11 protein-coding genes are annotated in these 13,119 nt (G+C 67.2%); 5 read left to right on the top strand and 6 right to left on the bottom strand.

All coding sequences use genetic code 11. The annotated features are described in order from the left end of the window. Positions 1-458 precede the first annotated feature (458 nt). Positions 459-842, top strand: a complete 384-nt coding sequence (locus LQ771_RS05520) for a PilZ domain-containing protein (protein WP_231351367.1) — start codon at positions 459-461, stop codon at positions 840-842. 30 nt (positions 843-872) lie between these two features. Here LQ771_RS05520 and LQ771_RS05525 read toward each other — a convergent pair whose 3' ends face one another. After that, the gene (locus LQ771_RS05525; protein WP_231351368.1) at positions 873-2,561 is read right to left on the bottom strand and encodes an AMP-binding protein; all 1,689 of its coding nucleotides are present in this window, start codon (positions 2,559-2,561) and stop codon (positions 873-875) included. Between the two features lie 113 nt (positions 2,562-2,674). Between LQ771_RS05525 and LQ771_RS05530 the strand changes: the two genes are divergently transcribed. Further along, positions 2,675-3,100, top strand: a complete 426-nt coding sequence (locus LQ771_RS05530) for a hypothetical protein (protein WP_231351369.1) — start codon at positions 2,675-2,677, stop codon at positions 3,098-3,100. Between the two features lie 109 nt (positions 3,101-3,209). Here the strand turns inward: LQ771_RS05530 and acnA are convergent, their stop codons facing one another. Beyond that, a complete protein-coding gene (gene acnA, locus LQ771_RS05535; protein WP_231351370.1) occupies positions 3,210-5,888 on the bottom strand; it encodes an aconitate hydratase AcnA in 2,679 nt (892 codons plus the stop codon). Between the two features lie 260 nt (positions 5,889-6,148). Here acnA and LQ771_RS05540 point away from each other — a divergent pair, with 260 nt between their 5' ends. After that, on the top strand, positions 6,149-7,075 hold the full coding sequence (locus LQ771_RS05540; protein ID WP_231351371.1) for a LysR family transcriptional regulator: 927 nt from the start codon (positions 6,149-6,151) through the stop codon (positions 7,073-7,075). Between the two features lie 558 nt (positions 7,076-7,633). Here LQ771_RS05540 and hflD read toward each other — a convergent pair. The 3 genes from hflD to LQ771_RS05555 are packed head-to-tail and all read right to left on the bottom strand — an operon-like array spanning position 7,634 to position 9,874. After that, positions 7,634-8,257, bottom strand: coding sequence for a high frequency lysogenization protein HflD (gene hflD / locus LQ771_RS05545; RefSeq protein ID WP_231351857.1), 624 nt, complete (start codon positions 8,255-8,257; stop codon positions 7,634-7,636). A 19-nt stretch (positions 8,258-8,276) separates the two neighbouring features. Continuing rightward, a complete protein-coding gene (gene mnmA, locus LQ771_RS05550) occupies positions 8,277-9,389 on the bottom strand; it encodes a tRNA 2-thiouridine(34) synthase MnmA (RefSeq protein ID WP_231351372.1) in 1,113 nt (370 codons plus the stop codon). Then, positions 9,386-9,874 (bottom strand): NUDIX hydrolase, encoded by a 489-nt coding sequence (locus LQ771_RS05555; RefSeq protein WP_231351373.1) that lies wholly within the window; start codon positions 9,872-9,874, stop codon positions 9,386-9,388. Before LQ771_RS05555 ends, mnmA begins: the two co-directional genes overlap by 4 nt. A 129-nt stretch (positions 9,875-10,003) precedes the next feature. Between LQ771_RS05555 and clpS the strand changes: the two genes are divergently transcribed. Next, the gene (clpS, locus tag LQ771_RS05560) at positions 10,004-10,330 is read left to right on the top strand and encodes an ATP-dependent Clp protease adapter ClpS (RefSeq protein ID WP_231351374.1); all 327 of its coding nucleotides are present in this window, start codon (positions 10,004-10,006) and stop codon (positions 10,328-10,330) included. Positions 10,331-10,396: 66 nt separating this feature from the next. Beyond that, positions 10,397-12,667 (top strand): ATP-dependent Clp protease ATP-binding subunit ClpA, encoded by a 2,271-nt coding sequence (gene clpA, locus LQ771_RS05565; protein WP_231351375.1) that lies wholly within the window; start codon positions 10,397-10,399, stop codon positions 12,665-12,667. A gap of 162 nt (positions 12,668-12,829) precedes the next feature. Here the strand turns inward: clpA and infA are convergent, their stop codons facing one another. Next, positions 12,830-13,048, bottom strand: coding sequence for a translation initiation factor IF-1 (gene infA / locus LQ771_RS05570; RefSeq protein WP_019466733.1), 219 nt, complete (start codon positions 13,046-13,048; stop codon positions 12,830-12,832). Positions 13,049-13,119: the final 71 nt, after the last annotated feature.

Raw genomic sequence — 13,119 nt, forward strand, 5'->3', positions numbered from 1 at the left:
GGCCCAGGAACAAACGCAAGACAGGATGGCGACGCGGCGCCAAGGACAGTTCAAATCGGTCTGCCGGGACCTTGGAAAGCATGCCGCGATGGCCGGTATCGGACCGGTACGGCGCACGCTGGGACCGGGCATGGGGACAGGTTAACGGCAGCGTTGCGGCAAGTCCAGTGGGGAATCGCCCGCGAGTGGGGCAGCATGTGACACGTTGTGTCGTGCTCAAACCGACCGCGGCAGTCCTGCGCGCGGCCCGCTGGCCGGACGACCCATCGTCGCATCTGTCTCCTGATGGCACGGCGCTTGCTTAGCCGTTCGGGATGGCGGTTTTTCGCACCACGCCGAGCCGCACGTCTGAATGCGTCCGGCTTGCATGCAGCAACCGGCTGTCGATGGAACGCAGGATGCGTCGTACGATCGCGGGACGTCACAGGGACGCGGGTGCGTTCCGCTTGGGGAGCCAGATGACGATCGAAAACAACGTGGCGGATGAATCGGGTCCCGACGAATCGGGCACGAAGTTCCTGCGGCCCGCGCGCATGCGCATCGAGACCACCGTGCTCATGAGCCACGGGGTGCAGTCGCACCCGACCGAACTGGTCGACATTTCCGCCACGGGCGCGCTGCTGCGCCGGCCGCTGGGCTGGCAGGGCGAGCTGGGCCAGGCCTGGGTGCTGGACATGATCTTCGGCCGCGACCTGCACATCCATCTCGAGGCGGTGGTCGCGCGCATATCCGACCGCCACATCGGCTTCGCCTACTCGCGCATCCCCGAAGACAAGCAGGTACCGCTGTGGAACCTGCTGGGCGGCTACGCCGACATCCTGGAGCACTGGCGGGAGGAGTGAACGCCGCCAGGGCCTGCAGGGCGACCCCTCTCAGGCCGGGGTCTTCTTCTTCTGCTCTTCGCGCAATTCGCGGCGCAGGATCTTGCCCACGTTGGACTTGGGCAGGGCGTCGCGGAACTCGATCTGGCGCGGGCGCTTGTAGCCGGTCAGGTTGTCATGGCAGAACTGCTTGAGCGTCTCGGCGGTCAGCGCCGGGTCCTTGCGCACCACGAACAGCTTCACCGCTTCGCCGGAGTGCTCGTCCGGCACGCCCACCGCGGCCACCTCGGCCACGCCGGGGTGCTGCATCACTACATCCTCGACCTCGTTCGGATACACGTTGAATCCGGACACCAGGATCATGTCCTTCTTGCGGTCGACGATGTAGACGTAACCGTTTTCGTCCATGCGGGCGATGTCTCCGGTGTGCAACCAGCCGTCCGCGCCGAGCACCTTGGCGGTTTCCTCGGGACGCTGCCAGTAGCCCAGCATCACCTGCGGGCCGCGCACCATCAGTTCGCCCACTTCACCGATTGGAAGCGGCTGGTTGTCTTCCGACCAGATCGCCACGTCGGTGGAGGGCACCGGCAGGCCGATCGAGCCGTTGTAGTCCTTCAAGTCCAGGGGATTGATGCACACCGCCGGGGAGGTTTCGGTCAGGCCGTATGCCTCGGCCAGCGTGCAGCCGGTGGTCTTCTTCCAGCGCTCGGCCACCGCGCGCTGCACGGCCATGCCGCCGCCCAGGGTCAGGTGCAGGCGTGAGAAGTCCAGCTCGGCGAAGCCTGGCGTGTTGAGCAGGCCGTTGAACAGCGTGTTGACGCCGGTGATCGCCGTGAAGCCGGACTTCTTCAGCTCCTTGACGAAGCCGGGCATGTCGCGCGGGTTGGTGATCAGCCAGTTGAGGCCGCCCAGCCGCATGAACACCAGGCCGTTGGCCGTCAGCGAGAAGATGTGATACAGCGGCAGCGCCGTGATGATCACCTCCTCGCCGGGCCTTGCCAGGTCGCCGATCCAGGCGCTGGCCTGCAGCATGTTGGCGACCATGTTGCCGTGGCTGAGCATCGCGCCCTTGGCCACGCCGGTGGTACCGCCGGTGTACTGCAGGAAGGCGAGGTCGGCGTGGCCGAGTTCCACCTTCGGCATGGGGTGCGATGCGCCTTGCGCCAGCGCATCGCGGAAGCGCACTGCCTTGGGCAGCGAGTAGGGCGGCACCATCTTCTTGACGTGCTTGAGCACGAAGTTGACCAGCGCCCCCTTGGGGAAGCCCAACAGGTCGCCGATGCCGGTGGTGATCACGTGCTCGACGTGGGTCTGGCCGATCACTTCCTGCAGCGTGGAGGCGAAGTTGTCCAGCACCACGATGGCCCTGGCGCCGGAGTCCTCCAACTGGTGCTTGAGTTCGCGTGCCGTGTAGAGCGGGTTGGTGTTGACCACCACGAGGCCGGCGCGCAGCGCGCCGAACAGCGCGATCGGATACTGCATCACGTTGGGCAGCATGATGGCGAGCCGATCGCCTTTCTTCAGGCCCAGCACGCCGGTGAGGTAGCCGGCGAACTGGCGGCTCAGCGTTTCGACCTCGCCATAGCTCAGGAGTTTGCCGAAACTGGCGAAGGCCGGCTTGTCGCGGAACTTGCCGAAGGCTTCTTCCACCACCTCCGCCACCGACGCATAGGTGTTGACGTCGATCCGGGCGGGCACGTCATGCGGATAGTGGGCAAGCCACGGACGTTCGTTGCTCATGTACTGTTCCTGTTCCCCGTTCGGCCTTGCGGCCAAGGCATTGGAGCATACGCCCGCGCACGGCGGCAAGGCGCACCGCAGCGGGGATCGGAGGGTTCATGCGAGCGAGAAACATGCTGTATTCCCTTGGCCTCGCGCTGGTGCTTGCGGGCCTCGCGGCCTGTCGGCAGACGCCGGACGAAACGCGTGTGCGCGAGGCCATCGGCGCGGCGGAGCAGGCGGCCGAACAGGCCGACGCCAGTGGCGTGATCGAGCCGCTCAGCGAGGACTTCGACGGCAACGGCGGCCGGCTCGAGCGGAAGGATCTGGCCAATCTGGTTCGCCTGGCGCGTTTGCGCGGCGAGCACGTCGGCGTGACGCTGGGACCGATCTCGGTGGAGCGGCGCGGCGAGCGGCTGGTGGCGAGTTTCACCGCGAGCCTCACCCAGGGCAGCCGCCTGCTGCCGGATGCGGCGGGCGTGTACCAGGTGGAGACGGCGTGGCGCAGCGAGGGAGACGAGTGGCGCTGTTACAGCGCAACGTGGAAGCGGCAGCTGTAGGGCTTTCCATGTCGCTGGGGAGTTCGCCCCGCCACAGGGTGCGGGAAGGAACTTCCGGAAAAGAAAAGGCCGCCCTGAGGCGGCCTTTTCGCTGGAGCTGCGGCAGGCCTCAGGCCGCCTTGCGACCCGCCAGCTGGCGCAACACGTACTGCAGGATGCCGCCGTGGCGGAAGAAGTCGCGCTCCTTCGGCGTCAGCAGCATGACATGCACGGCGAACTCCTTCTTCGTGCCGTCGGCCGCCGTGGCGACCACCTTGGCTTCCTTGGACTCGCCGCCTTCCAGGCCCAGGATCTCGATCGACTCCTTGCCGGTCAGGCCCAGCGACTGCGCGTTCTGCCCGTGCTTGAACTGCAGCGGCAGCACGCCCATGCCCACCAGGTTGGAGCGGTGGATACGCTCGAAGCTTTCGGCGATCACCGCCTTGATGCCGAGCAGCAGGGTGCCCTTGGCGGCCCAGTCGCGCGAGGAACCGGTGCCGTATTCCTTGCCGGCGATGACCACCAGCGGGGTGCCCTCGGCCTTGTACTTCATGGCCGCGTCGTAGATGGCCATTTCCTCGCCCGAAGGCACGTGCACGGTGTAGCCGCCCTCGACGCCGTCCAGCATGAGGTTCTTGATGCGGATGTTGGCGAAGGTGCCGCGCACCATCACGTCGTCGTTGCCGCGGCGCGAGCCGTAGGAGTTGAAGTCCTTCGGCTCCACGCCCTTGGAGATGAGATAACGACCCGCCGGACTGTCCTTCTTGATCGAGCCGGCCGGCGAGATGTGGTCGGTGGTGATCGAGTCGCCGAACAGGCCCAGCACGCGCGCGCCGTGGATGTCGTCGACCTGCGACAGCTCCATCGTCATGCCATCGAAGTAGGGCGGATTCTTGATGTAGGTCGAATCCTCCCAGCCATACAGCGCGCCCTCGGCGGACGGGATGGCGTTCCAGCGGCTGTCGCCCTTGAACACGTCGGCGTAGTTCTTCTCGAACATCTGCGGGTTGATGGCACCGGCGATGGCGTCGGAGATTTCCTTGTTGGTCGGCCAGATGTCCTTCAGGTACACCGGCTGGCCGTCGTTGCCCAGGCCGATGGGATCGGAGGTCAGGTCGATGTCCAGCGTGCCGGCCAGCGCGTAGGCGACCACCAGCGGCGGCGAGGCCAGGTAGTTCATCTTGACTTCGGCGTGCACGCGGCCTTCGAAGTTGCGGTTGCCCGACAGCACCGAGGCCACGGCGAGATCACCCGCGCCGATGCCCTGGCTGATCTCGGCCGGCAGCGGACCGGAATTGCCGATGCAGGTGGTGCAGCCGTAGCCGACGATGTAGAAGCCGATCTTCTCGAGTTCCTTCAGAAGGCCGGTCTTTTCCAGGTAATCGCTTACCACCAGCGAACCCGGGCCGATCGAGGTCTTCACCCACGGCTTGGCCTTCAGGCCCTTGGCGGCCGCCTTCTTGGCGACCAGGCCCGCGCCCAGCATCACCGCCGGGTTCGAGGTGTTGGTGCAGGAGGTGATCGCGGCGATCACCACCGAGCCGTCCCGCAGGGTGAAGTTCTCGCCATCCTTGGTGACGCCGACGCTGCCGCTGCCGGACTTGCGGCTGGCGGTGAGCGGGCCGACGACGTCGTGGAAGCTCTGCTTGACGCCTTCGAGCAGCACGCGGTCCTGCGGGCGCTTGGGGCCGGCCATGGACGGGCGCACGTCGGCGAGGTCGAGCTCCAGCGTGGTGGTGAACTCGGGAACGACGCTGCTCTCGTCGTGCCACATGCCCTGCGCGCGGGCATAGGCCTCGACCAGCTTGATCTGTTCTTCGCTGCGGCCGGACAGGCGCAGGTAGTTGAGTGCTTCCTGGTCTACCGGGAAGATGCCGCAGGTCGCGCCGTACTCCGGCGCCATGTTGCCGATGGTGGCGCGGTCGGCCAGCGGCAGGTGCTTGAGGCCATCGCCGAAGAACTCGACGAACTTGCCCACCACGCCGAGCTTGCGCAGCATCTGGGTGACGGTCAGCACCAGGTCGGTGGCGGTGACGCCTTCGGACAGCTTGCCGGTCAGCTTGAAACCGACCACCTGGGGGACCAGCATCGAGGAAGGCTGGCCCAGCATGGCCGCCTCCGCCTCGATGCCGCCCACGCCCCAGCCCAGCACGCCCACGCCGTTGATCATGGTGGTGTGCGAGTCGGTGCCGAACACGGTGTCCGGGTAGGCCCACAGCTGGCCGTCCTTCTCGGCGGTGAACACGACGCGCGCCAGGTGCTCCAGGTTCACCTGGTGCACGATGCCGGTACGTGGCGGCACGACCTTGAAGTTGTTGAACGCCTTCTGGCCCCAGCGCAGGAACGCGTAGCGCTCCTGGTTGCGTTCGAACTCGATCTCGACGTTCCGCTCCAGCGCCGATTCGGAGCCGTAGACGTCCACCTGCACCGAGTGGTCGATCACCAGCTCGGCCGGCGCCAGCGGGTTGATCTGGGTGGCGTCGCCGCCGAGCTTGACCACCGCGTCGCGCATGGCCGCCAGGTCGACCACGCAGGGGACGCCGGTGAAGTCCTGCAGCACCACGCGCGCCGGCATGAAGGAGATCTCGGTGTCCGGCTCGGCCTTGGCGTTCCAGTTGGCGACCGCTTCGATTTCCCTGGTCGTGACGTTGATGCCGTCTTCGTGCCGCAGCAGGTTCTCAAGCAGGATCTTCAGCGAATAAGGCAGCCGCTTGAGATCGAAGCGCTCGCCGAACTTGGCGAGGCTGGCGTAGGCATAGCGCTTGCCGTTGACCTCGAGGGTGTCGCGGATGGAAAACGAGTCTTTCATGACGGAACTCCTGGCTTGAGCTTTGAAGCGGCTGGGGAGAGCTGAAGCGTTGCGGCGGCCAAGCGCGCAAAGGCCCGATTATCGCAAATACCGCGCCCAGGCGTCCCTGCGGCGCTGAAGGAGCGGGCTGGCCTGGCGGGCGGGGGTGCTCGCTGCGCGGGCGAGCGGGACGGCTAGAATGGCCGGAATGAGCCGACCTTCCCACCGTTGGCCGCCAAGCATGCGACGGTCCGCCCCTGTGCACAAACGCTTTTGGTGACATGCAGCATTCGATGATTTCGACGGCACTCTCGGCGGTATCGCTGCGCGACCTCGCACTGGTGCAGGCGGTGTATCGCCATGGCAGCTTCAACAGTGCCGCGCGGGCCATGCACATCAGCCCGTCCGGACTGTCGCATCAGGTGCAGAAGGTCGAGCAGGCGCTGGGTGCGCCGCTGTTCGAGCGCGGCGGCCGGCGCATCGTGCCGACCGCCGGCGGCCAGCGCCTGCTGGATCGGATCGCGATCGTGCTGGATGCGGCCGTGCACCTGCAGCAGGCGGCCCGCGCCGGCACGGTCGCCTTCGGCGGGGAGCTGCGCCTGGGCGTGCCGGCCTCGCTGGGTCCCTACCTGCTGCCGCACCTGGTCGAGCCTTTTCCGCTGCACTTCCCGGCGGCTCGGCTGAGCCTGTCCGAGGGCAAGCCGCGCGGCCTGCTGCGTCGCCTGCACGAAGGCGAGCTGGACGCCGTGCTGGCACCACCCGCAAACGCCGCCAGCGGTATCGCCGCCCAGCCGCTGTTCGCCGAACCCTGGCAGGTGCTGTTCCGCGCCGACCACCCGCTGGCCGGCCGCACCAGCGTGACGCTGGACGAACTGGACGAGGCCGAGGCCACGCTGATGGCCGAAAGCCATCCGGACGGCATCGTCGGGCAGGGTGGCCACGGCGGCCACGTGCAGGACGTGAGCCTGGAAAGCCTGGCCGCGCTGGTCGGCCTGCGTGGCGGCTATGCGCTGGTGCCGGCGCTGGCGCGCGAGCGGCTGGCCTCGAAGCCCGAGCTGACCGTGGTGCCGCTGGAAGGCCCCGTGCCGGGCCGGCAGATCGCGCTTTACTGGCGCGAAGCATCGCCCTGGCACGCGGACATCCAGGCGTTTGCCGAATTGCTCTGCAAGGTGGCGCAACAACGCCCCGGCCTGGTCGTAAACCTGTAGGAGCCCGCTTGCGGGCGATGCTCTTTGCGAGGGGTCCGCGACAGCATCGCCCGCAAGCGGGCTCCTACGAGGCCCCGGCCTGGTCAGCAGCCCAACGCTGCACTGGCGGCCACGCGGTTGGGAGGCGCCTCGGTGGAATGCGGGCGTCCACGCGTTTGCCGAATTGCTCTGCAAGGTGGCGCAACAACGCCCGGCCTGGTCGTAAACCTGTAGGAGCCCGCTTGCGGGCGATGCTCTTTGCGAGAAATCCGCAAGGGCATCGCCCGCAAGCGGGCTCCTACGAGGATCCGGCCCGGTCAGCAGCCCAACAGCCTGCACTGGCGGCCAGTGAGCACGATCCGCCACTGCCGCGCACCACAGCACCGCCGAATGCACGGCGGCCACGCGGTTGGGAGGCGCCTCGGTGGAATGGGGTGTCCACGCGTTTGCCGGATTGCTCTGCAAGGTGTCCAACGACGCCCCGGCCAGGTCTTAAACCTGTAGGAGCCCGCTTGCGGGCGATGCTCTTTGCGAGGAGTCCGCAACAGCATCGCCCGCAAGCGGGCTCCCTACAGGGCCTCAGCCGTTGTCGAGCGTCGCCCCGGTCAGCAGGCCCCGCGCCAGCATGCTGCACTGGCGGCGGTTGAGCACGATCTGCCACTGCCGCCCGCCGACCTGCCGCCACAACACCGCCGAGCGCACGGCGGCAAGCAGGTTGGCGCGCACCTTTTCCACCACCGCCGCCTGTTGCAGGAATTGCGGGTTGCCGCTGACCATCACCCGCGGGTTCAGCGTCGACAGGGTCGATGCGTAGAGGTCGGCCAGGCGCCGGACTACCTGCGGCGAGTCCTGGCCGAAATGGGCAACCTGCCGCTGCGCCGCGACGATGCCCTCCTGCAGTTTCGCGGTCAGCTCCGGGCGACGGGCCAGGCTGCGCTCCAGCCGCATCACGGTGACCGCCATCCGGGTCAGCGCCATATCGCGGCTGCTGTCGTCGAGCTGGCCGATCAGGTTGCGCAAGCCCAGCCGTACGCCGCCCACGCCGCCATAGACCGCGGCCACCGACGGCGCGTCGATACGGAACACGCTGGCCACGCTGGATTCCATCGCCGTTTCGTCGCAGCGGCCCTGGTTGCCCAGCTGCTGTGCCAGGCCCACCGCCTGGAAGAGGCCAGCCAGTGCCAGCACGCGCGGTTCATTGATGGCGAGGGTGTCGAGCACGTCAGGTTCCTGCGGGGAGGGGAGAGAGGCCGCCGAACGGCGCGTCGGTGGCCGCGATCACGGCGCCGCCGAGGCAGGCCTCGCCGTCGTAGAACACCACCGACTGGCCCGGCGTGACGGCGCGCTGTGGTTGATCGAAGCGCACTTCCAGCCCGGCGGCCGACAGCTGCACCGCGCATGCCTGGTCCGCCTGGCGGTAGCGGGTCTTGGCGGTGCAGCGGAAGGACGCCGCCGGGGCCGTGCCGGCTACCCAGGTCGGCTCGTCGGCCAGCAGGCGCGTCGATTGCAGCCAATGGTTCTGGCCACCTTGCGCCACGTAAAGCACGTTCGCGGCCACGTCCTTGCCCACCACATACCACGGCTCGCCGCCCATGCCCTGGCGCCCGCCGATGCCCAGCCCGTTTCGCTGGCCCAGCGTGTAGTACATGGTGCCCTGGTGCTCGCCGACCAACGTCCCTTCCGGCGTACGCATCTCGCCGGGGCGCGCCGGGATGTAATGCGCCAGGAAGCTGCGGAAGTCGCGCTCGCCGATGAAGCAGATGCCGGTCGAATCCTTCTTGGCGTGCGTGGGCAGGGCGGCGGCGCGGGCCAGCTCGCGCACCCGCGTCTTTTCGATCTCGCCGACCGGGAACAGCGTGGCGGCCAGTTGCCGCTGGCCCAGCGCATGCAGGAAGTAGGTCTGGTCCTTGGAGGCGTCCACCGCGCGCAGCAGCCGGTAGCTGCCGTCGCGTTCGTCGACGCGCGCGTAGTGGCCGGTGGCGATCTTCTCCGCGCCAAGCGCGCGCGCCTCGTCGAGAAAGGTCTTGAACTTGATCTCGCGGTTGCACAGCACGTCCGGGTTGGGCGTGCGCCCGGCGCGGTACTCGGCCAGGAAATGGGCGAACACGCCGTCCCAGTACTCGGCGACGAAGTTGCGCACGTGGAAGGGGATGCCCAGGCGACCGCAGACTGCCAGGGCATCCTTGCGATCGGCGTCGGCGGTGCAGGGGCCGGACCGGTCGTCCTCCTCCCAGTTCTGCATGAACAGGCCTTCGACCTCGTGCCCCGCCTGCTGCAGCAGCAGCGCGGCGACCGACGAGTCGACCCCGCCGGAGACGCCCAGCATCACCTTCATGGCCGCGCGGGCTCCGCAAGCAGGCTGGACAGTACGTCCACTGGCAGGCGCCGGCCCGCCAGCCAGGCATCGATGCTCAGCAGGACCATGGGGCTGCGCAGGCGTTCGCCCAGCGCGGCGATCTCCGCACGGGTCAGCCACACCGCGCGACGGATACCCTGGTCGAGCAGGCGGTGCGGATCGTGCGCCAGCGCCCGCGCCGCGAAGCTGAAGCGCACCACGCCCTCGCCATGCTCGGTGCTGCGCCACTGATGCACGCCCAGGAAATGCTCCACCTCGATCGTCCAGCCGGTTTCCTCGAGCGTCTCGCGCACCGCGGCCTGCAGGAGGCTTTCCTTGTCGTCCAGGTGGCCAGCCGGCTGGTTGTACACGAGGCGGCCGTCGACCTCCTCCTCGACCATCAGGTAGCGCTCGCCACGCGTCACCACGCAGGCGACGGTGACGTGGGGACGCCAGACGGACGGGGGGGTGGCAGTGACGGACATCGGGGACAGGAGCACTGGAAAAGCGCCATTGTGCCATCACCTAAACGAGGCGCGTCCTGCACGGCGGCGCGACGGGGCTGCATCCATCGCGGCGTATACTCCGTACCAGCAATAAATTCCCCACGAGCAATGGCCCACGAACCCGAAAACGACCCTGGCAGCGGACACGGCCTGGCTGTCGAGACCAGCCGCCCGGAACTGGCACGGCCGCCACTTTTTCAAGTTGTGCTGCTGAATGACGATTTCACTCCCATGGACTTCGTGGTCGAGGTGCTGCGCGGTTTTTTCGCCATGGACCAGGAGCGCGCGGTGCAGGTGATGCTGCACGTGCATACCCGCGGCAAGGGGGTGTGCGGCGTGTTCACCCGCGAGGTAGCGGAGACGAAAGTGACTCAGGTGAACGAGTACTCACGGACTCATCAGCATCCCTTGTTGTGCACTATGGAAAAGCTATGAGCGGCCCCATCTTGTAGCCATCGCGGCAAAAGGCCGCCCTGTCATTCCCAAGCGGAGAAGGTCCGGATGTTCAGCAAGGATCTCGAAGTCACCATCGGCCACTGCTACAAGCAGGCCCGCGAGCAGCGCCACGAGTTCATGACCGTGGAGCACCTGTTGCTCGCCCTCACCGAAAACCAGTCCGCGCTGGGCGCCTTGCGCGCCTGCGGCGTGGACCTGCCGCGGCTGTCGGCCGAGCTCGAGCGGATCATCGCCGAGACCGTGCCGGTGTTGCCGCACGGGGACGAGCGCGACACCCAGCCGACGCTCGGCTTCCAGCGTGTGCTCCAGCGCGCGGTCTACCACGTGCAGTCCTCCGGCCGTAAGGAGGTCACCGGCGCCAACGTGCTGGTGGCGATCTTCGGCGAAAAGGATTCCCATGCCGTCTACTTCCTGCATCAGCAGGAGATCACCCGGCTGGACGTGGTCAACTACATCTCGCACGGCATCGCCAAGATCGGCGACGAGCCGAGCGCGGGCATGCCCGGCAGCGAGCGCGAGGGCGAGGAGGGTGCCGACAGCAAGGGCAACCCGCTCAACGAATACGCCACAAACCTCAACGAACTGGCGCTGGAAGGCAAGATCGATCCGCTGATCGGCCGCCAGGACGAGATCGAGCGCACCATCCAGGTGCTCTGCCGCCGCCGCAAGAACAACCCGCTCTACGTGGGCGACGCGGGCGTGGGCAAGACCGCTTTGGCCGAGGGCCTGGCCAAGCGCATTGTCGAGGGCGAGGTGCCCGAGGTGCTGGAGGCGGCGGTGATCTGGTCGCTCGACCTGGGCGCCCTGGTCGCCGGCACCAAGTACCGCGGCGACTTCGAGAAGCGCCTGAAGGCGGTGATCACCCAGCTGAAGAAGCAGCCGGGCGCGATTCTCTTCATCGACGAGATCCACACCATCATCGGGGCCGGTTCCGCCTCGGGCGGCACCATGGACGCGTCCAACCTGATCAAGCCCATGCTGGCTTCGGGCGAGCTGCGCTGCATCGGTTCGACCACCTTCCAGGAGTTCCGGGGCATCTTCGAGAAGGACCGCGCGCTGGCCCGTCGCTTCCAGAAGATCGACGTGGTCGAGCCGACCATCGCCGACAGCATCGAGATCCTGAAGGGCCTGAAGAGCCGCTTCGAGGAACACCACAACGTCGCCTACACCAACGAGGCGCTGAAGGCCGCGGTCGACCTGTCGGTCAAGCACATCCCCGACCGCCTGCTGCCGGACAAGGCCATCGACGTGATCGACGAGGCCGGCGCACGCCAGCGCCTGCTGCCCGAGGAACAGCGTACCGGCACGATCGACGTGCCCGAGGTGGAGTACATCGTCGCCAAGATGGCGCGCATCCCCGCCAAGCAGGTCTCGGCGTCCGATCGCGACGTGCTGAAGAACCTCGAGCGCAACCTGAAGATGGTGGTGTTCGGGCAGGACCAGGCGATCGAGGCGCTGGCCGCCTCCATCAAGATGGCACGCTCGGGCTTGGCCGATCCGACCAAGCCGATCGGCAGCTTCCTGCTGGCCGGCCCGACCGGCGTCGGCAAGACCGAGGTGACCAAGCAACTGGGGCTGCAACTGGGCATCGAGATGATCCGCTTCGACATGTCCGAGTACATGGAAGCCCACTCGGTCTCGCGCCTGGTCGGCGCGCCCCCGGGCTACGTCGGTTTCGACCAGGGCGGCCTGCTGACCGAGGCGGTGACCAAGCATCCGCATGCCGTGCTGCTGCTCGACGAGATCGAGAAGGCACACCCGGACGTGTTCAACATCCTGCTGCAGGTGATGGACCGCGGCGTGCTGACCGACACCAATGGGCGCGAGGCCAACTTCAAGAACGTGATCCTGGTGATGACCACCAACGCCGGCGCCCAGCAGGCCTCGCGGCGGAGCATCGGCTTCGTCAAGCAGGACCACGCGACCGACTCGCTTGAGGTCATCCGCAAGATGTTCACGCCGGAGTTCCGAAACCGCCTGGATGCGGTCATCCAGTTCCATGCGCTGGACTTCGAGCACATCCTGCGCGTGGTGGACAAGTTCCTGATCGAACTGGAAGCGCAGTTGACCGAAAAGCACGTTGGCCTGGACGTCGACGCCGACGCCCGCCGCTGGCTGGCCGAGCATGGCTTCGACCCGCAGATGGGCGCGCGCCCGATGGCACGCGTCATCCAGGAGAAGGTCAAGCGGGCGCTGGCGGACGAGCTGCTGTTCGGCAAGCTGTCCGAGGGCGGCAAGGTGCTGCTGAGCGTGCGCGACGGCGAACTGCACGTGGAGACCGAGGCGGCCGAGAAGATGCCGGTCGTGGTGGAGTAAGGCCCTGAAGTAGGAGCGCGCCTGTGCGCGACCGCCATGCACGGGTGGCAGTGCATGGCGGTCGCGCACAGGCGCGCTCCTACAACTGGCGACCCACGGGAGGGACGACGGGCACGAAAAAGGCCGCGCGATGCGCGGCCTCTTCATTTGTCCCGCTGGCGCCTACTTCATGCGGTAGGTGATCCGCCCCTTGGTCAGGTCATAGGGAGTCATCTCGACCTTGACCTTGTCGCCCGTGAGGATGCGGATGTAGTGCTTGCGCATGCGGCCGGAAATATGGGCGGTGATCACGTGCCCGTTTTCCAGCTGCACACGGAACATGGTGTTGGGCAGGGTCTCCTGGACCGTGCCTTCCATTTCGATGACGTCGTCTTTGGCCATGCGTTCCGCTGTGTAGGGCCCGGCCGTGGCGGCCGCGTAAGCGGGGAAGTATGACACGTCCGGGCGCCTGA

This window comes from Frateuria soli (assembly GCF_021117385.1).
GTDB lineage: Bacteria > Pseudomonadota > Gammaproteobacteria > Xanthomonadales > Rhodanobacteraceae > Frateuria_A > Frateuria_A soli.

What these genes read in the sequence shown, in the direction of transcription:
- LQ771_RS05520 (WP_231351367.1), top strand. Translation starts at nt 459, where the DNA reads ATGACGATCGAAAACAACGTGGCGGATGAATCGGGTCCCGACGAATCG.
- LQ771_RS05525 (WP_231351368.1), bottom strand. Translation starts at nt 2,561, where the DNA reads ATGAGCAACGAACGTCCGTGGCTTGCCCACTATCCGCATGACGTGCCC.
- LQ771_RS05530 (WP_231351369.1), top strand. Translation starts at nt 2,675, where the DNA reads ATGCTGTATTCCCTTGGCCTCGCGCTGGTGCTTGCGGGCCTCGCGGCC.
- acnA (WP_231351370.1), bottom strand. Translation starts at nt 5,888, where the DNA reads ATGAAAGACTCGTTTTCCATCCGCGACACCCTCGAGGTCAACGGCAAG.
- LQ771_RS05540 (WP_231351371.1), top strand. Translation starts at nt 6,149, where the DNA reads ATGCAGCATTCGATGATTTCGACGGCACTCTCGGCGGTATCGCTGCGC.
- mnmA (WP_231351372.1), bottom strand. Translation starts at nt 9,389, where the DNA reads ATGAAGGTGATGCTGGGCGTCTCCGGCGGGGTCGACTCGTCGGTCGCC.
- LQ771_RS05555 (WP_231351373.1), bottom strand. Translation starts at nt 9,874, where the DNA reads ATGTCCGTCACTGCCACCCCCCCGTCCGTCTGGCGTCCCCACGTCACC.
- clpS (WP_231351374.1), top strand. Translation starts at nt 10,004, where the DNA reads ATGGCCCACGAACCCGAAAACGACCCTGGCAGCGGACACGGCCTGGCT.
- clpA (WP_231351375.1), top strand. Translation starts at nt 10,397, where the DNA reads ATGTTCAGCAAGGATCTCGAAGTCACCATCGGCCACTGCTACAAGCAG.
- infA (WP_019466733.1), bottom strand. Translation starts at nt 13,048, where the DNA reads ATGGCCAAAGACGACGTCATCGAAATGGAAGGCACGGTCCAGGAGACC.